The sequence below is a fragment of the Methylocaldum sp. 14B genome, from assembly GCF_002005105.1.
GTDB lineage: Bacteria > Pseudomonadota > Gammaproteobacteria > Methylococcales > Methylococcaceae > Methylocaldum.
In genome coordinates, this window is the sequence record NZ_MSCV01000007.1 from 123,193 (window position 1) to 148,323 (window position 25,131).

General features: G+C 54.2%; 27 protein-coding genes. 8 read left to right on the forward strand and 19 right to left on the reverse strand.

All coding sequences use genetic code 11. The features are described from left to right. Positions 1-22: 22 nt before the first annotated feature. Positions 23-997: a tRNA dihydrouridine(20/20a) synthase DusA gene (gene dusA / locus B2A78_RS07080; RefSeq protein WP_077729212.1), complete on the reverse strand. Its 975-nt coding sequence runs from the start codon at positions 995-997 to the stop codon at positions 23-25. 287 nt (positions 998-1,284) lie between these two features. Between dusA and B2A78_RS07085 the strand changes: the two genes are divergently transcribed. Continuing rightward, positions 1,285-2,550 (forward strand): GGDEF domain-containing protein, encoded by a 1,266-nt coding sequence (locus B2A78_RS07085; protein ID WP_168175368.1) that lies wholly within the window; start codon positions 1,285-1,287, stop codon positions 2,548-2,550. Positions 2,551-2,575: 25 nt separating this feature from the next. Here the strand turns inward: B2A78_RS07085 and B2A78_RS07090 are convergent, their stop codons facing one another. The 13 genes from B2A78_RS07090 to rpoE all read right to left on the reverse strand — a co-directional run bounded on the left by B2A78_RS07090 (position 2,576) and on the right by rpoE (position 13,677). Then, positions 2,576-3,232, reverse strand: a complete 657-nt coding sequence (locus B2A78_RS07090) for a hypothetical protein (RefSeq protein WP_133716826.1) — start codon at positions 3,230-3,232, stop codon at positions 2,576-2,578. 163 nt (positions 3,233-3,395) lie between these two features. Next, complete coding sequence (gene pdxJ, locus B2A78_RS07095; protein ID WP_077729267.1) at positions 3,396-4,148, reverse strand: pyridoxine 5'-phosphate synthase; 753 nt, start codon at positions 4,146-4,148, stop codon at positions 3,396-3,398. Beyond that, positions 4,148-5,005: a DNA repair protein RecO gene (gene recO, locus B2A78_RS07100; RefSeq protein ID WP_077729215.1), complete on the reverse strand. Its 858-nt coding sequence runs from the start codon at positions 5,003-5,005 to the stop codon at positions 4,148-4,150. Before recO ends, pdxJ begins: the two co-directional genes overlap by 1 nt. Continuing rightward, positions 4,893-5,774, reverse strand: a complete 882-nt coding sequence (gene era, locus B2A78_RS07105; RefSeq protein ID WP_077729216.1) for a GTPase Era — start codon at positions 5,772-5,774, stop codon at positions 4,893-4,895. The genes recO and era overlap by 113 nt, the downstream gene beginning before the upstream one ends. Further along, entirely contained in the window at positions 5,771-6,463 is a 693-nt protein-coding gene (gene rnc / locus B2A78_RS07110) for a ribonuclease III (protein ID WP_077729268.1), read from the reverse strand. Before rnc ends, era begins: the two co-directional genes overlap by 4 nt. A 144-nt stretch (positions 6,464-6,607) precedes the next feature. Beyond that, the gene (locus B2A78_RS07115) at positions 6,608-6,985 is read right to left on the reverse strand and encodes a DUF4845 domain-containing protein (protein WP_077729217.1); all 378 of its coding nucleotides are present in this window, start codon (positions 6,983-6,985) and stop codon (positions 6,608-6,610) included. Positions 6,986-7,031: 46 nt separating this feature from the next. Next, complete coding sequence (gene lepB / locus B2A78_RS07120; RefSeq protein ID WP_077729218.1) at positions 7,032-7,805, reverse strand: signal peptidase I; 774 nt, start codon at positions 7,803-7,805, stop codon at positions 7,032-7,034. A 28-nt stretch (positions 7,806-7,833) separates the two neighbouring features. Beyond that, complete coding sequence (gene lepA, locus B2A78_RS07125) at positions 7,834-9,639, reverse strand: translation elongation factor 4 (protein WP_077729219.1); 1,806 nt, start codon at positions 9,637-9,639, stop codon at positions 7,834-7,836. Between the two features lie 4 nt (positions 9,640-9,643). After that, entirely contained in the window at positions 9,644-11,050 is a 1,407-nt protein-coding gene (locus B2A78_RS07130; RefSeq protein ID WP_077729220.1) for a DegQ family serine endoprotease, read from the reverse strand. Between the two features lie 55 nt (positions 11,051-11,105). After that, positions 11,106-11,546, reverse strand: a complete 441-nt coding sequence (locus tag B2A78_RS07135) for a SoxR reducing system RseC family protein (protein ID WP_168175369.1) — start codon at positions 11,544-11,546, stop codon at positions 11,106-11,108. Next, positions 11,539-12,489: a MucB/RseB C-terminal domain-containing protein gene (locus tag B2A78_RS07140; RefSeq protein ID WP_168175370.1), complete on the reverse strand. Its 951-nt coding sequence runs from the start codon at positions 12,487-12,489 to the stop codon at positions 11,539-11,541. The genes B2A78_RS07135 and B2A78_RS07140 overlap by 8 nt, the downstream gene beginning before the upstream one ends. An 82-nt stretch (positions 12,490-12,571) precedes the next feature. After that, positions 12,572-13,093: a sigma-E factor negative regulatory protein gene (locus B2A78_RS07145; RefSeq protein WP_077729223.1), complete on the reverse strand. Its 522-nt coding sequence runs from the start codon at positions 13,091-13,093 to the stop codon at positions 12,572-12,574. Positions 13,094-13,104: 11 nt separating this feature from the next. Next, a complete protein-coding gene (gene rpoE / locus B2A78_RS07150) occupies positions 13,105-13,677 on the reverse strand; it encodes an RNA polymerase sigma factor RpoE (RefSeq protein ID WP_077729224.1) in 573 nt (190 codons plus the stop codon). A 385-nt stretch (positions 13,678-14,062) separates the two neighbouring features. On the opposite strand from rpoE, the gene nadB reads away from it, so the two are divergent. Beyond that, entirely contained in the window at positions 14,063-15,658 is a 1,596-nt protein-coding gene (nadB, locus tag B2A78_RS07155; protein WP_077729225.1) for an L-aspartate oxidase, read from the forward strand. Between the two features lie 53 nt (positions 15,659-15,711). Here nadB and amrS read toward each other — a convergent pair whose 3' ends face one another. Continuing rightward, positions 15,712-16,821, reverse strand: a complete 1,110-nt coding sequence (gene amrS, locus B2A78_RS07160; protein ID WP_077729226.1) for an AmmeMemoRadiSam system radical SAM enzyme — start codon at positions 16,819-16,821, stop codon at positions 15,712-15,714. A 108-nt stretch (positions 16,822-16,929) separates the two neighbouring features. Between amrS and amrB the strand changes: the two genes are divergently transcribed. Further along, positions 16,930-17,715: an AmmeMemoRadiSam system protein B gene (amrB, locus tag B2A78_RS07165; RefSeq protein ID WP_077729269.1), complete on the forward strand. Its 786-nt coding sequence runs from the start codon at positions 16,930-16,932 to the stop codon at positions 17,713-17,715. Then, positions 17,702-18,292 (forward strand): AmmeMemoRadiSam system protein A, encoded by a 591-nt coding sequence (amrA, locus tag B2A78_RS07170; RefSeq protein WP_077729227.1) that lies wholly within the window; start codon positions 17,702-17,704, stop codon positions 18,290-18,292. Before amrB ends, amrA begins: the two co-directional genes overlap by 14 nt. A 133-nt stretch (positions 18,293-18,425) precedes the next feature. Here the strand turns inward: amrA and B2A78_RS07175 are convergent, their stop codons facing one another. Beyond that, the gene (locus B2A78_RS07175; protein ID WP_077729228.1) at positions 18,426-19,724 is read right to left on the reverse strand and encodes a hypothetical protein; all 1,299 of its coding nucleotides are present in this window, start codon (positions 19,722-19,724) and stop codon (positions 18,426-18,428) included. Positions 19,725-20,055: 331 nt separating this feature from the next. Between B2A78_RS07175 and B2A78_RS07180 the strand changes: the two genes are divergently transcribed. The 4 genes from B2A78_RS07180 to B2A78_RS07195 all read left to right on the forward strand — a co-directional run bounded on the left by B2A78_RS07180 (position 20,056) and on the right by B2A78_RS07195 (position 22,815). Then, a complete protein-coding gene (locus B2A78_RS07180; RefSeq protein WP_077729229.1) occupies positions 20,056-20,538 on the forward strand; it encodes a hypothetical protein in 483 nt (160 codons plus the stop codon). Between the two features lie 145 nt (positions 20,539-20,683). Then, the gene (locus tag B2A78_RS07185) at positions 20,684-21,076 is read left to right on the forward strand and encodes a hypothetical protein (protein ID WP_077729230.1); all 393 of its coding nucleotides are present in this window, start codon (positions 20,684-20,686) and stop codon (positions 21,074-21,076) included. Positions 21,077-21,409: 333 nt separating this feature from the next. Further along, positions 21,410-21,688, forward strand: a complete 279-nt coding sequence (locus B2A78_RS07190; RefSeq protein WP_077729231.1) for a hypothetical protein — start codon at positions 21,410-21,412, stop codon at positions 21,686-21,688. A gap of 227 nt (positions 21,689-21,915) precedes the next feature. After that, positions 21,916-22,815 (forward strand): GGDEF domain-containing protein, encoded by a 900-nt coding sequence (locus tag B2A78_RS07195; protein WP_077729232.1) that lies wholly within the window; start codon positions 21,916-21,918, stop codon positions 22,813-22,815. A 17-nt stretch (positions 22,816-22,832) separates the two neighbouring features. Here the strand turns inward: B2A78_RS07195 and rluB are convergent, their stop codons facing one another. The 3 genes from rluB to B2A78_RS07210 are packed head-to-tail and all read right to left on the reverse strand — an operon-like array spanning position 22,833 to position 25,057. Continuing rightward, the gene (rluB, locus tag B2A78_RS07200; protein ID WP_077729233.1) at positions 22,833-23,720 is read right to left on the reverse strand and encodes a 23S rRNA pseudouridine(2605) synthase RluB; all 888 of its coding nucleotides are present in this window, start codon (positions 23,718-23,720) and stop codon (positions 22,833-22,835) included. Continuing rightward, on the reverse strand, positions 23,695-24,279 hold the full coding sequence (scpB, locus tag B2A78_RS07205) for an SMC-Scp complex subunit ScpB (protein WP_077729270.1): 585 nt from the start codon (positions 24,277-24,279) through the stop codon (positions 23,695-23,697). Before scpB ends, rluB begins: the two co-directional genes overlap by 26 nt. A gap of 1 nt (position 24,280) precedes the next feature. Next, entirely contained in the window at positions 24,281-25,057 is a 777-nt protein-coding gene (locus B2A78_RS07210) for a ScpA family protein (RefSeq protein WP_240502438.1), read from the reverse strand. Positions 25,058-25,131 lie beyond the last annotated feature (74 nt).

A 25,131-nucleotide genomic window follows, 5' to 3' on the forward strand; every position in this document is an offset into this window, starting at 1 on the left:
GAATGCGCCATGTCTTTCTCGATCAAACGCATATTGACTCTTCGCAATAGCGGGTGGCTTCGAGAAGCACATCCGCTCCCGCATTTGCTTTCGTCGCATGCTGGCTAAGATGCCGACGCCATGCCCGCCCGCCGGGCATACCGTGATACAACCCTAAAATGTGCCGAGCGATGGCTTGTAAACGTACGCCCCGCCCCAATTCCGTTTCGACATACGGCAACAGCGCTTCGACCACTTGACGCCGGGAGCGGACCGGACGGTCATCGCCGAAAAATCGCCGGTCGGCCTCTGCAAGCAAGTACGGTTGATGGTAGGCCGCTCGTCCTATCATCACACCGTCGAACCGCTCAAGATGCAGCCCCGCCTGATCCAGATCGACGATACCGCCGTTCAGGATGATTTCGAGTGCCGCATAATCGTCTTTGATTCGATCGACCACATCGTATCTTAGCGGTGGTATTTCCCGGTTCTCCTTAGGCGATAAGCCTTTAAGCCACGCTTTTCTGGCATGGATGACAAAGGTGTGACAACCGCCGGACGAGACGATCTCGACGAAGCGCGCGAGATCCTCATAGGAGTCCTGCTCATCGATGCCTATTCGGGTTTTGACGGTGATCGGAAGCGATACGGCACCGGCCATCGCGGCCACGCACTCGGAAACCAACTCGGGGTCGGCCATCAAGCATGCACCGAACCGCCCATTCTGCACCCGATCGCTCGGGCATCCGACATTGAGATTAATCTCATCATATCCATACGCTTCGGCAATTCTCGCACACTCGGCAAGATCCGAAGGGTTGCTGCCGCCTAATTGAAGCGCCAACGGCTTTTCGGCGGGGTGGAAGCCGAGCAAGTGGTCGCGATTCCCGAACAAAATCGCACCGGCGGTGACCATTTCGGTATAAAGCAGCACCCGCCGAGAAATTAGGCGTACAAAATAGCGAAAATGCCGATCCGTCCAATCCAACATCGGGGCTATGCTCAAAACTCTCTGCATATGGATGGTCGTCTTAAGGAAGTGGAAAACAGGCTGTAGCCTTAAGGATTGATTAGCAAGCGATTACCGGTAGAATGAATCGCGGCTTTTTCGACAAAAATACAATGGGAATTTCTTAGATCGGGACTGTGAAAGCCACTCCTTGTTTCCAGCCAGGACACACTAGACTGTAGCTATTTGTCGCATTCGATGTTCAGAGTATCGTGTCGGAATTTAACTTCTTTGACCTTAACACTTGATAAGTCATGAAATCGCGGCCGGCCGATTTCGAACGGATACTCTCCAATTTGCACGCGTTAAGGCGTTACCCGTCCGAACCTCTTCTTATCGATCATATTCAAAATAGTTTCGAGTCGCTGACCCAAATTCATAACGCGAGGGAAACCCGTTACCGCGCCCTTGTTCAACAACTTCTCCGTTATGTTGAACAGTTGGTTTCCGACAGAAGCCAGTGGCTCGCGCGACGAATCGAGTTTCTCCAAACTCTGCTCAGTCCGTCTTTATCCTTAGCGGAATTAAACACCTTAATTAAAGGCGTTGAAGACCTCAAACATTCTTTGTTCCATTCCAATTTTGCCTTTTCCGATCGAATCATAGGAGACCATGAACCCTCGCCCGACAAACCGGACGTGATTGCACAAAGGGCTAAGGCCACAGAAATCCATGTGAGGACTTCCGAAAAGACATCACATAACATGGACCCCGCGCCGCCGCCTCGCGAAGGACAAAGCGTAGGAATGGCCGAAATCCACAAGTCGTTGACGGCAAGCCTTAACGAAGTTGATGATGCAAATCTACATTCCGGCCAGTTGCTGAAGAATATCGCTCAGGCGTTGAGCCATCCCGAAAATTTTTTGCTCACCGATACGGCGCGATCTGGACTTCTAAAGCAGACCGACGCTTTGTTAAACGAACATCAACATCAGGCCAAACAAATCGACATTATCCGAGCTTATCTCGATTTGCTGGAGACGAATAATCGAAAGACCGATCTGGAATTCACACGAGTTCGCCAACTGAGCCTTACGGATGAATTAACCGGGCTTTCCAATCGGCGAGCCTTCCTGAATCGGCTGGAGGATGAGATCGGACGCGTGCAACGTTACTACACCCCTTTGGCCTTGGCCATGGTGGACCTCGACGGATTCAAGGAAATCAATGACCGTTACGGCCACGCTGCAGGCGATGAAGTTCTCAAAATTTACGCCCAAAAAATCCTTCCTGCATTTCGCCGTCACGACCACGTAGCCCGTTTCGGCGGCGAAGAGTTCATCGTACTGCTTCCCAACACCGAGCTGGATGGCGCTTTATGGGCGCTCAAGAAAATTCAGGCGCAGGTCCACCGAACCACGTTTTCAATTGGCGGCACGGCCATGGCTTTGCCGACTTTCTCCGCCGGCATCACCGTGTACGTGTCAAACGAATCGGCGGATTCCTTCATCAGGCGGGCCGACTCTGCAATGTATCGCGCCAAGGGGATGGGAAAAAACCGGATCGAAGCCGAGCATGTCAAAAAGGGGCATCACGAGAATCGTGACTCGTCGAATACCTAAATATTCCTGAGGTCCAGACCAGGCATCAATCGCCGGGCTTCTTTGCCAGCATCGGAACAGCGGTCATTCCCGAGTGGAGGCGATACGCCCGACTCCGCTGTCTCAACCAATAGCCACTGATGAGAACAGTGGTCGTTGCGAGACTGGCGGCACAAAAGTAAAGCAGGTTCTTTACCTGCAAAACCTCATCCATAAGCTCTTCGTTACGGACTACTCCCGAACCGGGTAACCGCCGGAAACGGGAATGCTCGATCTCGGTGTTGTCGAACGCATTGGCTCCGCCGGCTTCGGCATAACCTTCCAACAGCACCAGATCGCTCTTTAATTGCTCAAAGGCCTCGAGATCCGCGGAACTGACCGCTCCCGCCTCAATGTTCTTCTGAAGGGTTTTAAGTCTCATTTCGACCGATTCGGCCAAGAGAATGCCGAACTTGCGTTGCAGCGCTTCCATTTGCTGGTTGATCGCCTTGATCCGGGCGTGACCTTCCGTTGGACCGGCTACCGTGGTTTCAAGACGCGTCGATAAATAATAGAGAATGACCAACGAACAGAGACAAACCGCAAGCAAGGCGACAAGCACTTGCGGAGCTCGCCACCAAGCGGCCGACACTGGATACCGAACCGTAGTCCCGGCGCGCAATGCTGGCGCAGTCGTCGACTCGCTCTGATATCTTTCGTACACCCCATCTCCTCCGCTATGCTGCCCCAGCTATCGCGAACCATCGTTATATTTGATTTGGGCCCCGAGCATTCTCTACACCACGCGCCATCTCGATTACGACGGAATGCGAGAAAGCGGACCAGTTGTTCGATTCGATAGCTGTTCAACTATGGCAGAATAAGCCCTATGGGTCAATTGATAAGCGCGACGACGCCATCGCCCGCTTCATCTCGCTCACCGCTCGCTCCAGCCCGACGAACAGCGCCCTCGCCACGATGGAATGCCCGATATTGAGCTCCTCGACCTGGGGAATGCGGCAAATTTCCCCTACGTTGTGATAATTCAATCCATGCCCCGCATTCACTCTGAGGCCGATTCCGGATGCATACTCTGCCGCCCGTGCCAAGCGGTGAAACTCATCTTTACTTTCCTTGTTCGAAGCGGCATCGGCATAGTGGCCGGTATGTAATTCGATCACGGGAGCACCGGTTTTCGCTGCCGCTTCGATCTGCCGAAAATCGGCGTCGATGAACAGGGAGACCTCCACCCCGGCTTCGCCCAGCGTTTCGCAAGCGGCATGAATTCGTTCGAAATTTCCGGACACATCCAGACCACCCTCCGTGGTCAATTCTTCGCGTCGCTCCGGAACCAGGCAGCACGCTTGTGGCCGCACGGTTTTTGCGATAGCGACCATCTCATCGGTTACCGCCATTTCCAGGTTTAGACGGGTCTCGATCATCTCTCGCAACAATCCGATGTCTCTGTCCTGAATATGCCGGCGATCCTCGCGAAGATGAGCGGTAATACCGTCGGCGCCAGCTTGCTCCGCGAGCAAGGCCGCCTGGATCACTTCGGGGTATTTGGTACGCCGGGCCTGTCGAATGGTGGCGATATGATCGATGTTTACGCCGAGTAAGATAGCGCGAGAGGTCGTCATCATGGTCTGCTTTTTGTGACTTGCTTGAAAAAGTCCCGGCTTTTAAGAGATTTTCCGTTGAGATAATAATTGATTACTCGTCGCATCAGATGCTTCGCCTCTTGAAGTTCATCCGGATCGTTCAGCGTCTTCCGCTCCAATGCAAGCAAGGTGGCACCTCCGACCGAATCCGCAGTCCTTTCGTCGTTCTCTACCGGACCTTCCTCGATTCTGTACACATATCTTTTTGCCGGATCGATCGGTTGCCCGGACGTTGCCTCCCGATCAAAGGCCATACCGTAACCCATCTCGCCCAGCAGAGAGACTTCGAACAATCTTAGAATCCGTTCCATGCCGTCATCTGCTGCGAGTTGATCCAAGGTATTCCGATATAGATCGAATACTTCCGGATGAGGATCGCGGGAAGGGAGAAAATTGAGAAGCAACTCGTTCACATAAAATCCGCAGAACAGCTTGGGCCCGCTCAACTTGATGCTGGTTCCTCCGATGGATTCCGCAGCCGTCAAGACTGGTAGATCGCCTTTTCCCGCCCAGGAAAGACGCAATTGAACGAACGGCTGAAGTAGAGAATGCAATCCTCTTTTGCTCTTGCGCGCACCTTTTGCCAGCAGGCGAAGGCGACCGAAATCCAATGTAAATACGTCGAGAAGAAGGCTTGATTCGCGATAAGGTCTACTGTGAAGGACGAATCCGTTCTGCAGCGAGATGCGGCCTTGGAAGTCCCGAGAAGCACCCTTGCTCGCGTCATTCGCTGTAGCCGAGGCTGTGCAAAGCACGCTCGTCATCCGACCAACCTTTCTTGACCTTAACCCAAAGCTCCAGGTAAACCTTGCAATCGAGCAAACGTTCCAGTTCATGCCGCGCCCGCTCGCCGACCTTCTTGAGCACTTCGCCGCTGCGGCCGATGATGATTGCCTTCTGACCCTCGCGCTCGACCCAAATCACCGCACTGATTCGCGTCAATCCGCCCTCGAGCTTGAATTGCTCGATCTCCACCGTCAGCGCATGAGGCACCTCCTGGGACAGCGAACGAAGCAATTTTTCCCGAATGACTTCGGCGGCAAAAAAACGCTCCGGCTTGTCGGTGATTTGATCTTCCGGATAAATCGGTTCGCCCTCCGGCAAGAGTTCGATGATCTTCCGCTCCAAAACGTCCAGATTCGTGCCCTTTAAGGCGGAAACCGGAACCAAATCGGCAAACGAGTGGCGAGCCGCCGCCTCTTCCAGAAAAGGCAACAAAAACGCCTTATCCTCGAGCCTGTCGACTTTATTGATGACCAAGATGACCGGCACCCCTGCCGACTTGATCCTCTCCAGGACCAGCTCGTCTTCGGGAAGCCACATCGGTCTGTCGATGAGCCAGACAATCACATCGACGTCAAGCAGAGCGGAGACCGCTGCGCGGTTAAGATAGCGATTCATCGCCCGCTTTTGGCTGGCATGAATGCCCGGAGTATCGACAAAAACGATCTGTTCGTCTCTGGTGGTCTTGATGCCGCAAATCCGATGCCGCGTCGTCTGCGGCCGGCGGGACGTGATGCTGATTTTTTGTCCGACCAGATGATTGAGGAGGGTAGATTTACCGACGTTCGGGCGCCCCACGAGCGCGACAAAGCCCGCTTTCATGGTTTGAGCCCCAGTTTTTCCGCCAGCGCAGTCAGCATCTTTTCTGCCGCTTGTTGTTCGGCCTTTTTCCGGGAAGGCCCTACGCCCTCGCAGGAAACCGGGATCAGCGACACGCGGCACTCCACGCAAAAGCTCTGGTCGTGCGGCTGACCGATGACCGTTTTGAGGGTATAGGTAGGCAACTCAAGTCCTCGCGCTTGCATCAATTCTTGTAATCGGGTCTTCGGATCCTTTTTCCAATCCCGCAGCGAAAGACGGTCTATCGGCTCGGCAAAGAGGTTTAAAATCCACTCCCGACAGGCATCCATCCCTTGATCGATAAGCAGAGCGCCAATGACGGCCTCCAGCGCGTCGGACAAGATCGAGTCGCGCCGATATCCGCCGCTCTTCAATTCGCCCGACCCCAGAACTAAGTAATCCCCCAGATTTAATTTACGCGCCAATTCCGCTAAAGAGCTTTGATTCACGAGAGTCGCGCGCAACCGGCTGAGAACGCCTTCGTCCGCCTCCGCGAACTTGTCATAAAGCCTTTCCGCGATCACAAACCCGAGCACGGAGTCGCCCAAAAATTCGAGCCGCTCATTGTTCTCGCTCTCAGCACTCCGATGAGTCAAGGCTCTCTTGACCAAGGCGGGGTTCTTGAAATGCAAGCCCAGTTTTTTTGCGATCTTTTCCGGTTCCAATATCACGAGTCCACCGGCGGAATACGAGTTAAGCACATGACGACCTGTCCGAGTGAGTGACAGCTCGGAGAAACGACCGATTTATGCGGGTCCGCGTCATTTGACGCGGATGGCAAGCACACAGAAAGCAGTAACTAGAAACGCTCTTCATCAATTCGATCCGACCTCGATAAGATCGTTAAAGTGCAGCAAAGCATCCACGTTTCCAAAAAGATGCTCGGCGACGTCATAAGCTATTTCAATCTTTAGATAAGATCCCTCCTTAATGATCTTCACATCTTTGGTCGATACCCGTTCGACCATGTTGATCTCCCAGCGTTTCTGCAGGAGAGTCAAGATTTCGTCTCTGGTTTTCGAAGCGAGATCGTTATCTTTCTTGAGCGATTCAAGCGACGACACGATCTTATAGTGCTCCAGATACACCGGGCCGATCTTGAGTACAAGCAAGGAGAAAAAACCGATTAAGAATAGAACGAACAAAAAGCCGATAAGCGTCAGACCGCTCTGCCGGGAAGGGACATTAGCCATTTTCGCGTACTCCGGGAGTTTTCGGATAGTTTCGGTACTAGAACCACTAATTCAATATAGTACCGAGACGATCAAATGCGATGCCGCCGTTCTCCCAGTCCCAACTCATCCAAATGAAAAACGCTTTTCCGACTAAATGGCTTTCCGGCACGGTACCCCAGTACCGGCTATCGTTGCTGTTGTCGCGATTATCGCCCATGACGAAATACTGACCTTCGGGTACCGTAAATTCCCCCTGCACCGAAGGTTGGCCTTCTCGAATCAGGATGTCGTGATTAACCCCTTTCAAGTCTTCGCTTAAAAGGCGCGCACCGTTCATGACGCTGCCCTGCCCCACGCCTTGATATTCGGCGATGGCTGTTTGCTTGATGGCTTCTCCGTTTACGTAAAGCTGTTTGTTGTAATACGCGATGCGGTCGCCAGGCAAACCGATAACCCGCTTGATGTAATCCACCTTCGGGTCTTTCGGAAAACGGAATACCACGATATCGCCCCGCTCAGGCTCGCCCATCTCGACGATCTTCGTGTTCAAAACCGGAAGACGAATACCGTAGGTGTATTTATTGACGAGAATGAAATCGCCGATGAGCAGAGTCGGCATCATGGAACCCGAAGGGATACGGAATGGCTCCACCAAGAACGATCGCAGCAAAAGTACGATCAGAACGATCGGAAAAAACGAACGAGCATATTCCACGATAATCGGCTCTTTCGCCGAAGCCGTAGCCGGCTGAAAGCGCCGCAGCAACGCGTAACCGCCCCAAATGATCCCGGTCAGGGCGGTAGCCATGACCAAAAAAAACGAAAAATCGAAATCCATAAGCTGGGTCTTTTGTTGTTTTTCGGTACTAGGTATCTTTGTTTACGCGCAAAACCGCCAAAAACGCTTCCTGCGGAATGTCGATCTTCCCTACCTGCTTCATTCTTTTTTTACCGGCTTTCTGCTTTTCCAGCAGCTTCTTCTTACGGGTAATATCACCGCCGTAACACTTGGCCAGCACGTTCTTGCGCATCGCCTTGACTGTGGACCGAGCGATGATCTTCGAACCAATAGCGGCTTGAATGGCGACTTCGAACATTTGTCTCGGAATAAGATCCTTCATTCGCTCCACGAGATCTCGCCCCCGAGTTTGACTGATATCCCGATGCACGATCAAAGACAGCGCATCCACACGCTCTCCGTTGATGAGAATGTCCAGTTTGACCAGCGGCGCCGCCTGAAAGCGCCTGAATTCGTAATCGAACGAAGCGAATCCGCGGCTGACCGACTTCAGACGATCGAAGAAGTCCAATACGATCTCGCTCAAAGGCAATTCGAAGCTGAGCGATACCTGCCCGCCCATGTACTGCATCTTTTTCTGTATGCCGCGCTTTTCGACGCAAAGCGTCATCACCGCGCCCAAATAATCCTGCGGCACCAGAATATTGGCTTCGATGATCGGTTCGCGGATTTCTACGATTTCGTTGGGCGGGGGCAGCTTGGACGGGTTGTCGATCAGAATCGTCTCGTCGTCCGTTTTGAGCACCTCGTAAACGACGGTCGGCGCTGTCGTGATCAAATCGAGATCATACTCTCGCTCCAGCCGCTCCTGGATGATCTCCATGTGCAGCATGCCGAGAAACCCGCACCGAAAACCGAACCCTAAAGCCTGCGACGTTTCCGGCTCGTACTGCAGCGCGGCATCGTTAAGATGCAGCTTGTTCAGCGCCTCCCGAAGATTCTCGTAATCGTCGGATTCAACAGGATAGAGCCCTGCGAACACTCTCGGCTGGACTTGCTGGAACCCCGGCAGCGGGGCCTGGCAAGGGCGATCGGCCGCGGTGATCGTGTCGCCCACCGGCGCACCGAAAATATCCTTGATACCGGCCACAACGAACCCTACCTCGCCGGTTTGGAGTGTCTCCTTATCGAAGGACTTTGGGGTAAAGACGCCCAGCTTTTCCACCAAGTGGCTCTTTCCGGTGGACATGATGAGGATCTTCTGTTTCCGGGAGATGGAACCGTTAACCACTCGCACCAGCGAAACGACTCCCAGATAGTTGTCGAACCAGGAGTCGATGATCAGCGCTTGCAAAGGCCCCTCGGGATCTCCCTTGGGCGGAGGCACCTTGCTTACCAGCTGTTCAAGAAGATCATTGACACCGAGGCCGGTTTTCGCGCTGATTTTCAAGGCTTCGTCGGCCGGCAACCCGATAATCTCCTCGATCTCCTTGCAAACCCGCTCGGGTTCGGCCGACGGCAAGTCGATCTTGTTCAGCACGGGAATGACTTCCAGGCCCTGCTCGATCGCCGTATAGCAGTTCGCTACGCTTTGCGCCTCCACCCCCTGCGCTGCGTCGACCACGAGCAGGGCGCCTTCGCAGGCCGCCAATGATCGGGACACTTCGTAGGAGAAGTCCACATGACCGGGCGTATCGATCAAGTTGAGCTGGTAGGTCTCGCCATCCTTGGCCTTATAGTTGAGCGTTACGCTTTGAGCCTTGATGGTGATGCCGCGTTCCCGCTCGATGTCCATCGAGTCGAGCACCTGGTTGAGCATCTCGCGATCGCTAAGTCCTCCGCAAGTCTGGATGAATCGGTCTGCCAAGGTCGACTTGCCATGGTCGATATGAGCGATGATGGAAAAGTTACGAATATGCTGCTGATCAGCCACGGCCTCAATCCTTGAGCTTCAAGGCCAGGAACAATGAGCCGCCGCGTCGCTGGACCAGCACCGCAAGCGATTTGCCTTTTGGCAACTCCTTCACAACCTCATTGAAATGGTTTACGTCTTTGACGACTTGGTCCTGAATACGAAGAATCACATCGCCACGGCGTATACCCGCATCGTAGGCGGGCCCCGGGTTGACCGCTTGTACCAGCACGCCATGCCGCGGAACTTCCAATTGTTCTCGCTGCTCCACCGTCAAATTGGATACGCTAAGCCCCAAACGGTCGAACGTCTGAGCCCCCGGAGCCTCCTCGGCCCCCAAGAGCACTCCCTCATCCTCGGGCAAGGTGCCAATTTTGATCTTTACATCACGGGTCGAACCTTGACGGATGATTTTGACCGCTGCCGTTTCCCCCACTTTGGTCATACCTACCATTGGCGGTAGCGACGACGAACCAACGACCTCCTGTCCGTTGAACTCGATAATGACGTCACCGACCTGGATGCCTCCCGCCTCGGCTGGACTCTTCGACAATACTCTAGATACCAGAGCTCCCTGCGGCTTCTTCATCCCGAAAGATTCGGCCAACTCGCGCGTGACGTCCTGTACCTGCACGCCCAGCCAGCCCCGCGACACATGGCCCTGCGATTTCAATTGTTCGACCACCTGCATGGCGACTTCGATCGGAATAGCGAACGACAATCCCATGAAGCCGCCGGTACGGCTGTAAATCTGAGAGTTGACGCCGACCACCTCGCCCTCGAGATTGAACAAAGGGCCACCGGAGTTGCCCGGATTGATGGCCACGTCGGTCTGAATGAAAGGCACATAGTTATCGCTCGGGAGACTTCGGCCCTTGGCGCTGACGATGCCCGCCGTCACCGAATGATCGAAGCCGAAGGGTGAACCGATAGCCAATACCCATTCACCCACTTTCAGTTTATCGGCCGACCCCATTCTTACGACTGGCAAATGATCAGCCTCTATCTTCAGCAACGCGATATCGCTGCGCTTATCCGATCCGACGACTTTGGCCACCAATTCTCGGCGATCTTGCAATCGCACGACGATTTCGTCGGCATCCTTGACAACGTGGTGATTGGTCAAGACATAACCATCGTCCGAAACGATGAAGCCCGATCCCAAAGATTTCACCTCACTCGGCTGGCCACCACCTTCGCCAAAGAAGCGACGAAAGAAATCGTCAAATGGCGTTCCTTCCGGTATTTCGATCCCTTCCGGCAACTGGGGCTCAGTAGCGCTCACTTTCTGAGAGGTACTAATATTTACGACCGCCGCGCTGTTTTTCTCGACTAAGCCGGTGAAGTCGGGAAGCTGAGCAAGGACTCCCTGAGACGAAAGCCCTATGAGAAGGAAACAAAGCACGAGGGCTATCCACCTGGTTTTAAGCATACGAAACTCCCAAGTCTTCACGGACCTAAGCATGGATTTAAAAGCGGATTTGATATCAGCTAAGTTTACGGAGTATCACGGGGTGCAGTTTTTCGCGAGAAAGAACCCCTGTGAACTTCAAAAGGACAAAAGACAAAATCAGGCCAGTTACGCCTCCGAATGCGCTGGCCCCGTCGCTGGAAATAGCTGGTCTTAGCGAGGACGCGACGATGTCTCCCAATACCGCGCCAAAAAATAAGCCCAACAAAGGAATCAAGTATGCCCATAGGGACCCCTTTACCAGGGCGTCCTCCTGAATTCCGAGCACAACACGATCACCCACATGAACTTCGATTGGGGAAAATACCTGTAACCGAATTTTCGGTGCCCCGAGGTACTCGTCCACCACGCCAGACGCGCATTGCTGCGAACATCCGCCACACGCCGATTTGCGCGGCTTTTCGACCCAAACTTTTTCGGCTTCCGTGTGTAAGACGACTGCTTCTTCCTCAATCATGGGCGTCATTCACTTGAAGATGCACGCCCCCTGCGATGGCTTGCACGGTTTTGGCGGGAACTTCGCCCATCACGGTGACCAGATAGCGATCGATCTTACGAGAATGCGCATTTATGGCACCGACTTTCTTCTGATGTCCCTTGACGATATCGCCTCCTAACTCATCAATGTAAATTGAAACAGAAGAAAAACCGTCACTCAACAAGATATGTTCTACCGGATGCTCTGTCGGCGTACGAATCAGCCGAGTATACGAAATCATTTGAAACCCATCTGGCACGCTTCTAAGCGCCCATTTCAACGACCTGAGCGGCATCGCCTCACGCCGATTAACCTGCCAAGTAAAAGCATCGACCTTTGTGGATGCATTCAGTTCGGAGTCCGGGATGATTTCCTCGATACTCAGCGACGTGAACATCATCTGCTCGACCGCCTGGCCATTTTCGCCGATTAGCTCGAATTTGAGCGGCAACTTGGATTCCAAATCCACCCAAATCCGGCGAGCGTACCGAAAGTCATCTCGCGGCTCAATACTGATGACCTGTGACAAGCGCTGCGCAACGTATTCCTGCGCCTCAAGCTTAAAATCGTAATGTCGTGAAAGTTGTTTCAAGTCCTCTGGCAACTCCAGCAAAACCGAACGTCTTGGCGGTTTATTTTCGACAAAGACCGTTTTGGTGTCGGGAAAGTAGCAAGACACTTTTTCTGCATTTCGGACGACTTCCCGCAAGGGAGTGTTCATCGACACCAACCGTTCGTGCTCCGTACCCCCTGTAAACGCATGAACTAGCTGAAAGCTCTCGACGTGTTTATCTTTGAGATAAGCCACTACTCCCCGATAATTCAACTGAGTCACGGCTTGACGCATATCCATTAGCCAACGGACGGCATCACCATGGCGAGGTTCGCCGGTTCCGCCCAAAGCTTCGGCTGCAAACATCATTAGACAAATCTGCCATGCCAAAACTCGGCGTATGCGGAGCATGTCCACAGAGAGCGCAAAAAGTGAAACCATCAATTCGAACTTAGCGAGAAGAATCGTAGGTCACCAGGCGAGCATAGGGCAACAGACCTGGAGCGCCTGCCAAATAAGCCGTTTCGTAATGCGTAACCAGATAATCCTGGAACTGGGGATCAAGCGCTGAACGAACCTCATCGGGATCGACCAACTCGGTTTGCGCCAACACCTCCGGACCAGGCACCGGAGAATAATCCTTTACGGACTTCCCGACCAAAACCGCAACCACCGCCAAAGAGGCCGCTAATGCGGCCGTTACCGCTTTTTCACGATAGCGGTGTTTCTCCGGTCTTGGCGCAAGAATCGCCGGTTCGTTCGCTATAGTAGCCCGAACCTGATCCACGAAGCGATCATCGACGGGCAGGACCTTTCCCGACCGCATCACCTCGCTGACCAGACGGTAACGATGCCATTGCCTTCGAAGCGTGGCGTCGCTCTCTATACGAGCCATCAATGCCAGCGAATCGCTCTCACTCAATTCTCCGTCTAACAGTAATGACAGCTTTTGTCTCAGATCATCATCCGACATGGACTTGCCCCCTAACCGAGTAAAACTTTTAATTTCTTATCGATGGCTTCGCGCGCACGAAAAATGCGTGAACGCACGGTCCCCACCGGACAATTCATTACCTGAGCGATTTCGTCGTAGCTTAAGCCATCGAACTCTCGCAAGCTTATCGCCGTACGAAGTTCTTCGGGCAGCTCGTCTAGCGCAAATTGGATTACCCGAGCGAGTTCCTCACTTAACACTACTCCCTCAGGGGTTTCTTGATCCTTTAGACGTACGGCGGACTCGAATTGTTCCGCCTCCTCGATTTCGATCTCGTCCTCCGAAGGGCGGCGTGCGCGCATCGCAATGTGATTCTTTGCCGTATTGATCGCGATCCGGTACAGCCATGTGTAAAAAGCGCTCTCGCCGCGAAAGCTCGGCAACGCCCGATAGGCCTTTATGAAGGACTCCTGAGCGACGTCCAGGGCCTCGTGCGGGTCCTTGATATAGCGGTTGATCAGCTGCGCGATTTTGTACTGGTATTTTCGAACGAGAATGTCGAATGCCGTTTTATCGCCTCGCTGTACCCTCCGGACTAATTCCTCATCGAGTTGCTCGCCCATTGCGGGAAACCTTTTTCCCTATTTAACGGCGCACACGCACGACCAAAAGATCTGGGCTCTTATTTGAATACGGCGAGCGAATGAAAAACACGGCTTATTTGAGAGCTTCATTAAGAGTGAGATACGTGGCTTGACAGAAAACACTGTCAAAGACTGCTGCACAATTGCATTAGCTTGATTCTACAGGAAGAATTATCGTAGTTTCGCAAGCGCCATTCAATGCGTATTTCGCCGTATCCGCCACGACCCACACTTTTGACGACTCATCAGCACCGAATCGAGATTCTACTTTAGGCTGCCACTCCCATGGCTAATTCAACGCCACCTGTTTTAGACATGATACTTTTACAGTAGGATGGCGGAACCACCACGACACACTCACTTCATGCCATCCTCAGTTCACGACGTTTTGATCATCGGCAGCGGCGCAGCCGGTTTAAGCTTGGCGCTACGCATCGCCGATCACGCGCGTGTCGCCGTCCTGTCCAAAACCGCCTTGACCGAAACCAACACGCTTTACGCCCAGGGCGGCATATCCGCCGTGCTGGATGCCGACGACACGATCGAGTCTCACATACAGGACACACTGAACGCGGGCGCCGGGCTTTGCGATCCGGATATCGTGCGGCTCGTCGTTTCGCAAGGCAAAGAATGCATCGACTGGCTGCTGGAACGAGGTGTTCCGTTCACTGCAGCGGACGCGGAAAACGGCGGCCACCACCTTCATCTTACCCGGGAAGGCGGACATACCCATCGCCGCGTTGTCCATGCAGCCGATGCCACGGGACGGGCTGTCGAAATCTCGCTGGCGCAACATGTCCGCAACCATCCTAATATCGATTTATTCGAATACCATAACGCGATCGATCTGATAACCGAGAAAAAGGTCGGCCGTGACGGGAACCGCGTGCTGGGCGCCTATGTGCTCGATACCCACGACAATAAAGTAAAAACGCTCCGGGCCCGAGTCGTCGTTTTGGCGACCGGTGGCGCCAGCAAAGTTTATCTATATACCAGCAACCCCGACATCGCCACCGGGGATGGCATTGCCATGGCCTGGCGCGCCGGCGCATGCATCGCCAATATGGAATTCATTCAATTCCATCCGACCTGCCTTTACCACCCACATGCCCGCTCGTTCCTGATTTCGGAAGCGGTTCGCGGAGAAGGCGGAAAACTGGTGCTGCCGGACGGCTCGCCCTTTATGCACCGATTCGATTCCAGAGAGGAACTGGCTCCCCGCGATATCGTCGCGCGCGCCATCGATCACGAAATGAAGCGCCTGGGCGTCGACTGCGTTTACCTGGACATCAGCCACAAACCCTCCGATTTCATCAAAAGCCATTTCCCGACCATTTACGCGCGGTGCCTAGAGCTCAATATCGATATTACATCGCAAGCGATACCGGTCGTCCCGGCCGCTCATTACACCTGCGGAGGCGTGCAAACCGACCGCCACGCGCGCACCGACGTGCCCGGCCTTTACGCCGTCGGAGAAACAGCCTGTACCGGTCTCCACGGAGCCAACCGCATGGCCAGCAATTCCTTGCTCGAATGTCTGGCCTTCGCCAAGCTGGCGGCAGAGGATATTATCAGGGCCCTGCCCGAGATCCCTCCGCCTCCGGACTTGCCCGAATGGGACGAATCCCAGGTCACGGACTCCGACGAGGAAGTCGTCGTCGCCCATAACTGGGACGAAATCCGACGTTTTATGTGGGATTACGTAGGCATCGTCAGAACCAACAAGCGCCTGCAGAGGGCGTTGCGCCGTGTCGAGCTGTTAAAGCAGGAAATCGCCGAATATTACGGCAATTTCAGGGTCACCAGCGATTTATTGGAGTTGCGCAATCTGGTCATCGTAGCCGAACTGATCATCCGCTCGGCCTTAGTGCGCAAAGAGAGCCGAGGACTCCATTTTACGCTGGACTATCCGCGCACGAACGATGATGAGCCTCCACGAAACACGGTGATCTGTCCCTGATCATCGATCAGCGGCTCGTAACGGCATCCTCCGATCAATCTTCAAGCAACGCCTTAGTGGTGCGTTGCCGCCCGGCGGCACGTGCTGACCGGCACGCGCCTGCCGCCCCAGTCTCCGGGGCTTTCTTCGAACACGCCGGCGCAAGGCGTGTTGCATGCATTGCAAGCGCCTTGCGGCGTCAAATTCCATTCCGACAGTTCATACCAGTCGCGGCCAATGAGCAACTGGCCGCAGTGATGGCAATAAGTGCTGTCAGCCGCTTTATCGTGAACGTTTCCGACATAAACGTATCTAAGACCGTTTTTCATGGCGATGCGCCGGGCCCGAACCAAAGTGTCCCTCGGAGTAGAACGCTTATCCATCATCTTCCAGTCGGGATGAAAGGCCGAAAAATGGAGAGGCACGTCCGGTCCCAACTTGTCGGCTACCCATTGAGTCAATGCCTCCAACTCATGATCCGAGTCATTCTCGCCGGGAATCAGCAAGGTCGTTATTTCCAGCCACACGGACGTTTCGTGCTTGATGTATTGCAGCGTTTCCAATACCGGTTGCAAATGGCCGCCGCAGATCTTGCGGTAAAACTCGTCGGTGAACGCCTTCAAATCGATATTGGCCGCGTCCATCACGCTGTAAAACTCGGCGCGCGGCTCGGCGCACATATAACCGGCCGATACCGCGACCGATTTGACGCCATGCTTTCGGCATTCCTTGGCAACGTCCACGGCGTATTCATGAAAGACAACGGGATCGTTGTAGGTGTAAGCGACGCTGCGACAACCCAGATCTTTTGCCGCCAGCGCAATGGCTTCGGGGGAAGCCTGATCCATCAGTGAATCCATCTCGCGAGACTTGCTGATATCCCAGTTCTGGCAAAACTTGCACGCGAGATTGCATCCGGCCGTGCCGAACGAAAAGACCGGCGTACCGGGAAGAAAATGATTCAGCGGTTTTTTCTCTATAGGGTCGATGCAGAAGCCGCTAGAGCGCCCGTAGGACAACAATACGATCTTGCCGTCCACATTGCCGCGAACGAAACACAACCCCCGCTGTCCTTCATGCAACTTGCAAAACCGGGGACACATCGTGCATTCCACACGACCGTCCTCCAGCGTACGCCAGTAGCGCGTAGGAAAACCCTGCGCCGTTTCGATGGTCCGATTCATGATCTACACCCCATTCGTCAAATAAAATCGCATTTGTAAAATATGACCCATCGGGCGCCTGTCGACGTTTTGCCGACGGCCGGCGTCGATCCCACAGAGGACTTTGCAATGAAGAACATACGCCAACCTGCCGTCGCGGGGCTTTTCTACCCGGATGACGAACATCGGCTTCGCGCTATGGTTCGGGATTTTCTGCTGGATGCAAACACAGCCGGGCCGCTGCCGAAGGCCATTATCGCACCTCACGCCGGGTACATTTATTCGGGCCCCATAGCCGCCAGCGCCTATGCCCTGATCAAACAAGGCAGGGATGTTATTCGTCGCGTTGTCTTAATCGGCCCTTCTCATAGAATCGGCTTTCACGGCATCGCCGTCAGTCATGCGGACAGCTTCGCCACTCCCCTGGGCAACATCCCTATAGACTGCGCCGCCATCGAAAAGATTCTCGATTTACCATTCGTCAAAAGGCTCGATGAGGCACACTTGCTCGAGCATAGCCTTGAAGTTCATATGCCTTTTCTGCAGGCGGTCTTGAACCAGTTCGAACTGGTTCCTTTGGTCGTGGGCATTGCCGCACCTTCCGACGTCAGCGCGGTACTCGAGCGGCTTTGGGACGATTCGGGGACTATGACCGTGATCAGCTCGGATTTAAGCCATTACCATGACTATGCCACGGCCAAGCGAATAGATCAGGCCACATCCGTCGCCATCGAAAGGCTTCGGCCGGAGGATATCGGTCATGAATCGGCTTGTGGACGGATAGCCGTCAACGGCTTACTCTACTTCGCCCGCGAGAAGGGTCTAACAGCCCGAACGCTGGACTTACGCAGTTCCGGCGATACGGCTGGCCCGAAAGATCGAGTAGTCGGCTATGGGAGCTATGTCTTTGCGTAACACAAACGGTTTCTTGAACTCAACGCACCGCCGGTTTCTGCTCGCGCTTGCGAAACGATCAATCGAGTACGGCTCGGTCCACGGACGACCGATTCCCGTCGAACAGCAAACGCTAGCACCTGAGCTCATCACCATGAGAGCTACGTTCGTGACGCTCGAAATACTAGGCAAACTCTGCGGATGCATCGGCACGCTTGAAGCCATTCGCTCTTTAGCCGAAGACATCGCTCATAACGCTTACGCCGCCGCATTTAGGGATCCTCGGTTCCCGCCGGTCAGACAGTGGGACATCGAGCGGCTTGATATCCATCTATCGTTGCTGACGCCGGCGGAGCCGGTGTCGTTCACGTCTGAGGACGATTTGCTACAACAATTGGCGGCGGGCGAGGATGGCTTGATCTTGGAAGAAGGGCTCAGGCGCGGAACTTTTCTGCCCTCGGTTTGGGAATCACTGCCGAATCCTCGGGCATTCTTGCAGCATCTGAAATTGAAAGCCGGTCTCCCCAAGGATTACTGGTCCGACTCGATCAGGATCTATCGTTATCGCACGGAAGCAATCGATGGGGATTCGACATAGCTCTTCATCCCGCTTGAAATGGAAGCTTATCGAACACTTCCATGTGATACGGGCAAGCCATGGGCTCGGCAAGTGAAATTGCGGGTTATCTCTCGGGGTTGAAGAGTTTTCGCCACTCACCGGACTGCAAAAACTAATATCCTTCTTTTTCAATAAGATATCTTTGCACAGCCGACTCGTACACCTCGGTCGAAATTTTAGGCCCGTACACCACGGTCTGGCAGTGTTCTTCGACGATGATGCTCAGCAATCGAAAGGCATTCCGCGGCGTCAACTGGCGTACGATGAATTGAGCTTTGCTTTCTCCCTCTTCCTCGAACAGATCCGCCAGTTTGATCGGCGCACTTCCCGGTTTCCGGGAAACGTTCATGCGCTTCTCGATCAGCCGGATCATATTGTCGGCCGACCAATTGATCGACGAAATGGTCTTGATTCGATCGCTCCGATAATACTTCTTGAGATCGTGCAATTCGTACGGCAGGAACAGAATGATGCCAAGATGATCGATCTGGAACAGCTGATCGTCGAGAATAGGCGTTACCAGCTCGCGCATCTTTTCCGGATCGCCCTTGATGCTGGTGGGCTCGTCCACGCGATCGACCAACAGATAAACGCCGGACAGCCCGAAGTATTGGACTAGATCCATGTAGCTCTTGAGCAGCGTGAACCGGTTCTCCGTCATCCTCGGAATACCGTGGAACTCGAACAGACCAGGTCCGATTTCCTGGATGATCTTGAACATGTTCTCCACCGAAACCGGAACGCCGCGGATATTCCGATAAATCTCTCCGGCCAAAAGCTTTGCCTGCTTATTGGAGAAAAAGCTGTTCCGCTTCTTGTAACCGGCAATACTGATCAGTTTCCGAAGCGCGGAGATCTTGTTCGACAGATCATTGGGGGAGAAATAAAGTGCCGTAAGCAATATGAATTTTTCCGCGAACTCCCGGTTGTCCTTGAGCATGTCTTCCTTCTGAGCCTCGGTAATATTGCGGTACAGCTCCTCTATTCCCAATTTGAGAAGGTAATCCAGATGATCGTCGAGGGTGATCTTGCTCTCGCGGATGAGTACCTCTTCCTTTCTTCTCCGAAATAGCTTCGCCAAACCCGGTTTCCTCGGAGAATACTCGGCCGGAAGCTTCCTCACCTTGGTGACTTCGCTGAGCAGTTCGTTGAATTCTACGTATCTGACTACCAGCACCTTGTCCTGATACTGTCTCAGATAGCGCTCGGTGTCGATCCGCATGGAGGATTTTCCGGCTCCTCGGATCGCAAAAATGACGTACGGACTAGGCTTGTCCAGGTTCAGCAACGCCGACCGCAACGACGTGTTCTCTATCATGGCCGCCTGCAGATAAGGATCGCGGTCTGCGTCGAAGATTACGAAGGGATGATGTTCAAACTGCCATACATGCAGCCATTCTTTAATTTCCATCAGGCTCTCGATGAGATCTTATTCGTCGGACTCTGTCGGATAGTTCGCTACCGCCCCGATGCAAATCCCGAAATTAGGAAGGCTCAGATGATCCCGGGATAACCGCACCCTGTGGCTGCCGAACTATAGCACAGTTCGCGTCGATTCCAGCCGCCTCATGTTCTCGGACCGGGTGTTTTACGCTCCACGCCTGACACGCCGAGGGCCAGCCGGATTAGGACGCTGCAAAAATTCAAGACGTTTTCCGTTGGAGCGCCCACACCACCAGTGCTTGAACGGTACGTGAAACGCAGCTACCCTTGCGCAAATCCAGACTAGCCGTCAATAAAACATGAGTGACGTAACAGAGAATTCGAACTCGGACATAGAAAAGTCCGGTACCGATCCCCAACCCGAGCCCAGCTGGAAACCGTTGCTCTGGTTCGGAATCGGCCTGGTCGCCGTGATTGCCTCCGCAGAACTGATCTTCGAATTGATCCTCGACATCATGGAACTGCTTGGGGACGCTATTTTCATTCTCGTGGAAGGCGGCGAGGAAATCCTCATCGAAGACAAGTTGGAGGACTGGTTCGACCTTTCGCCACGCCACGCAGAACTGATTACCGCCTGGACGATAACTCCACTCAAGATCCTGCTCGGCATCGTCACTGTGAGATGGCTCTGGCGATATAGCCGAACCAGGCTTATTCCAGCCTTGATGCGTTGGATTAAAAAACAGCTAAAAATCTTGCGCCTGTCTTGGTCGGCTCTTTGGTGGCCTTGGAAAGGCGTGGTCTTGAGCATGCTGATAGGCAGTTTGTTTGTCTTGATTTAGAGCGGTGCGTGGAAAACCGATATACCGTCAAACCGAGCCTCCAGGCCGAATTACAATCATAAAGACCAGAAACGCTTCTCCGCGGGAACAGCAACGCTCGTTCGCTTGAACGACGGAACAGTCAAAACCGAGTAGGGTAAATACAATGATAAAACCTGTCGCGATTGCGTCCCTCGCGTACCTACTACCCGCCACAGTCTTTGCTTTCGGAGTGAGTCACCACGGCGGAATCATTCTCGATTGCACGCCACCGATTTTCTTTGACGAATCGCCCGCCAAGGAGACCAGCGTCCCGGCACTCCAAAAGTTCTCTTTCGTCGCCTCGGAAAATACCGACCGTGACACCATCAAAGTCTGGGTCAATAACGAGCCCGTCGCCGTCGCGATTTCCGAACAGCGTAGCGGGAGACTAGCGGTCGAAGGCGTGCTCTCTCAACCGATCACGGACGGGCGGGCCTGGATCAAAGTTACTGGATACAGCAACGATGGCTGCGATCAACTGCACGTGTGGAACGTGTACTCGGGCAGTCACCCATGAAGCGATTTACATGCATAGCACAGGAGCCGAAGCCAGTCCCTGAGACGTCTGTCTTCGCACGATAACGTCGGCACTGCCTTGCTGAACGGGCAAGATTCATTCGCTATGTCCTCGTATCGCAAGGACACCATAAATTGTATCCCTTCGCTCACCTCCGCCGATCGCATGCGATAAAATCAATACCGCATCGATTTCGCACTTCCGTTAACACGACTTCCTGGATAAGGTACGATTACGCAAGAAACCGAAGGATCGAGGCACGCAAAGTGCATTTCCGAATTTTGGGCTTACCTGGAAGCATTTTTTAAATAGCGAACGATTCAGAGATTTGTCATGTCCGACAATTTACAGCCGATCACAGTTCTGGCTAACCGAAGCGAGCTTGGAGTACAAGAGCCGTCCGCTTTTTTCCTCGGCGACCGACGCATCGAAGTCGTGGAGGTCATCGACCGGTGGCTCGCGTCGGAATATGGATATTTCAAGCTGCTTACCACGGACGGCATTTATATTCTCCGCCACGACAGCGATCAGGACCGCTGGGCACTGACTCTTTACAAACAGTCCGAATTTTTACCGGTTTTAGATGTCGGCAAAAAACCGAGAATTCACTGACGTTTTCTTTGACGGGCACGCAACTTCGCGCTCGGCTTTGCTGTCCCTCGATCAATTTTCGATGCTTGCCATAAACCGACAAAATGGTCCTACCTCACCCGTCAAATTTCCGACAGGCAGTAGCATCGAACGCTTGAATTTCGGGTGCCGAGGACACTGGCATAAATCTCGCTTTAGAAGAGACCTAAGCCATCAGACACCCTTTCGGCGAGAAGAGAAACTGCGCGATGAAAAATAATAAAGCGGAAAATTTAGCCGCGCTGTCGAGCCAAAAGAGCGAGAAAAAAACCGCTCTGGGTGATGGATCCTACTACGAAATGGTCTTAGCTCTTCAGACCACGCTGGACATAGAGCAGCTTCTCGGTTTGTTCAGCACGCACTTGAAGTCTATCGTTCCCCATTCCGGCTTGCGCTTTTGCAACGAAAAGCTCGGCATCGAACTTTCGCTGGGCAAGAAAGGACGGCACGTCTGCGCTTACAATCTCGAACTCGAGAACGAGCCGCTCGGCGAATGGCGGATGAGCCGAGACCGGCGCTTCAGTGAACCGGAGTTGGCCCGAGTGGAAGCGCTACTCTGCCGTCTACTCTATCCCTTGCGAAACGGGCTCAAGTATCGCGAAGCCTTGTGTTATGCCCACACGGACCAGTTGACTCAAACCGGGAATCGACCGGCACTGCTCAGTAGTCTGCAGCGGGAACTTGAGCTCGCGCGCCGCTACGGCACCCCCCTTTCGATCATTCTTCTCGACGTCGATCACTTCAAATCGATCAACGACAGTTTCGGGCATGACACAGGCGATGCCGTGTTGCGGTCGGTAGCGCGATCTATCAAGGATTCCGTGCGCGGGAGCGATATCCTGTTCCGTTATGGCGGTGAAGAATTCGTCATTCTGCTTTCCAACACGTCCAAGGACGGCGCGGTAAATCTTGCTGAACGCATTCGTAACACGGTCGAAGGAACATTCTGCGGAGTACGCGATTCGGGCGTCCGCGTTACGTTGAGCTTGGGGGTAGCAACGCTGATTTCCGGAGAAACTCATTTGGACTTGCTGCGCCGCGCCGATCAGGCCATGTATCTGGCAAAACGCGGCGGACGCAATCGGGTTGCGGCTGCAATCGATACGTAGCCAAAAGACCGACGGTTTTAAAAAATCTTGGTTTTTCGGCGGCGGACAGCTTTGTCGCTCGCATGCCGGCGCGCAGGGCGCCGATCCGAAGGCGTTTTTCCGATATCCAGTCCAACCGAACGCATCAATTCGGCGACTTCTTCAGCGGGGAGTTCGTAAGACGCTCCCGCTTTCAATCGGGACGGTAGGGCAATCCCGCCAAACCGCGTCCGCATCAATCGGCTTACCGTAATTCCCTGCGATTCCCAAAGCCTCCGAACGATACGGTTGCGCCCCTCCTTCAAGGTGACGCGAAACCATCGGTTGGCGCCCTCACCGCCCGCCGGTTCTATCGTCTCGAATCGAGCCGGTCCATCTTCCAGCGCGATACCGTTCGACAGCCGAGTCAACATTTCGTCGTTGACGGGGCCAAGAACCCGGACCGCGTACTCCCGCTCCATTTCCCGCGACGGGTGCATGAGACGATTGGCCAGTTCACCATTATTGGTGACCAACAACAGACCTTGGGTATTGATATCGAGACGTCCGACGGCAATCCAGCGCCCGGTCGATGGTTTGGGCAACCGGGTAAAAATTACCGGACGCCCCTCCGGATCGCGCCGGCTGACCACCTCTCCGATCGGCTTGTGATAGATGAGCACACGGGTTGGCGCTTCGGACCTTTTGGCGACATCGACCGGTCGGCCGTTGACGGTGACATGGTCGCCGGTTCTGTAACGATCCCCCAGCTCGGCCGGCTTGCCGTTTATCGATATCCGACCGGCCCTGATCCATTCCTCGATTTCCCGGCGCGAGCCCAGCCCGATCTGAGCGAGAACTTTCTGAATCCGCTCGCCGGCGTCATCCGGTGATGGACGTACATCCGCCGGCGTCTTGGTCTTATTCGATCGATTCGGTATTCGCATTTTCGGTCACTGGCTGGTCTTGCGGCGCCGCTTGCAGCGCCAAGTCGTCTATGAGCTCCTGGAGCGGCGGTAGTTCGCCAAGGCTCTTCAGATTGAAATAGTCCAGGAATTGCTTGGTCGTGGCGAGCAGGGCCGGGCGCCCCGGGACCTCTTTGTGCCCTACCACCTGTACCCATCCCCGCTCCTGAAGCGTTCGCACGATACTCGAACTGACGGCTACGCCGCGAATATCCTCGATTTCACCGCGCGTAACCGGCTGACGGTAAGCAATGATGGCGAGAGTTTCCAAGAAGGCGCGCGAATAACGCCCAGGCCTTTCCTCGAACAGCCGCGAGACCCAGGGGGAAAACGCCTCCCGCACTTGGAGACGGTACCCGCTGGCCACCTGCTTCAATTCGACGGCCCGGCCGCGGCAATCTTCGGCCAACTCCGCCAAAGCGGAGTGTATTTCTGAGGGTTCTGGCCGCTCGTTGTCGGCAAACAGATTTTCGAGTTCGGCGAAGGACAACGGTCTGCCGGCGGCTAACAGCGCCGCCTCGATGATCGTTTTCAGTTCCACGTCAATCGACACCGGAAGCCATCAGTGGCCTAACTTGCAATTCGCCCAACGGTTCTTCCTGAATGATCTCGATCAAGCGCTCCTTGCTGAGCTCGAGGATGGCGAGCAACGAAACGACCGCGCCGTGCCGGCCTTCCTTCCGTTCGAACAAGCTGGGAAACGGGATCAATAATTGGGTCCGCAATCGCGCCAGTATACTCGACATCCGCTCGCGCACCGACAATGGCTCGCGCTGGATGTGATGATGCGTCGATCGCTCGGCGCGCCGCAGCACGTCTTGGAAAGCCAAGAGAACTTCTTTCAATTCCACTTCGGGATAAATCTTTTTGACCTTGATGGCACCGGTATCCGCCGACGTTTCGAAAACGTCGCGCTCGCATCGCGGCAGGGCGTCGAGCTCCTGGGCGGCGTGCTTGTAGCGTTCGTACTCCTGGAGGCGGCGCACCAGTTCGGCGCGAGGATCCTCCTCGCCCTGTTCCGGCCCTGTCGGACGCGGCAGCAGCATGCGCGACTTGATCTCGGCGAGAATCGCCGCCATCAGCAGGTATTCGGCGGCAAGCTCGATCCGGAGTTCGCTCATCATCTCGATGTAGGTGATGTACTGGCGGGTGATATCGGCAATGGGGATGTCCACTATGGACAGGTTCTGCCGGCGGATCAAATAAAGCAGAAGATCGAGCGGACCTTCGAACGTTTCCAGAAATACTTCCAGCGCGTCGGGTGGGATGTAGAGGTCTTCCGGCAACTCGGTGAACGGCGCGCCGTTGACGAAAGCCAACGGTGCTGCGGTGACCGCTCCCTCGCTTACAGCTTGTGAATCGACCTGCCGCGCATCTCGTTCCGAATTCGAAT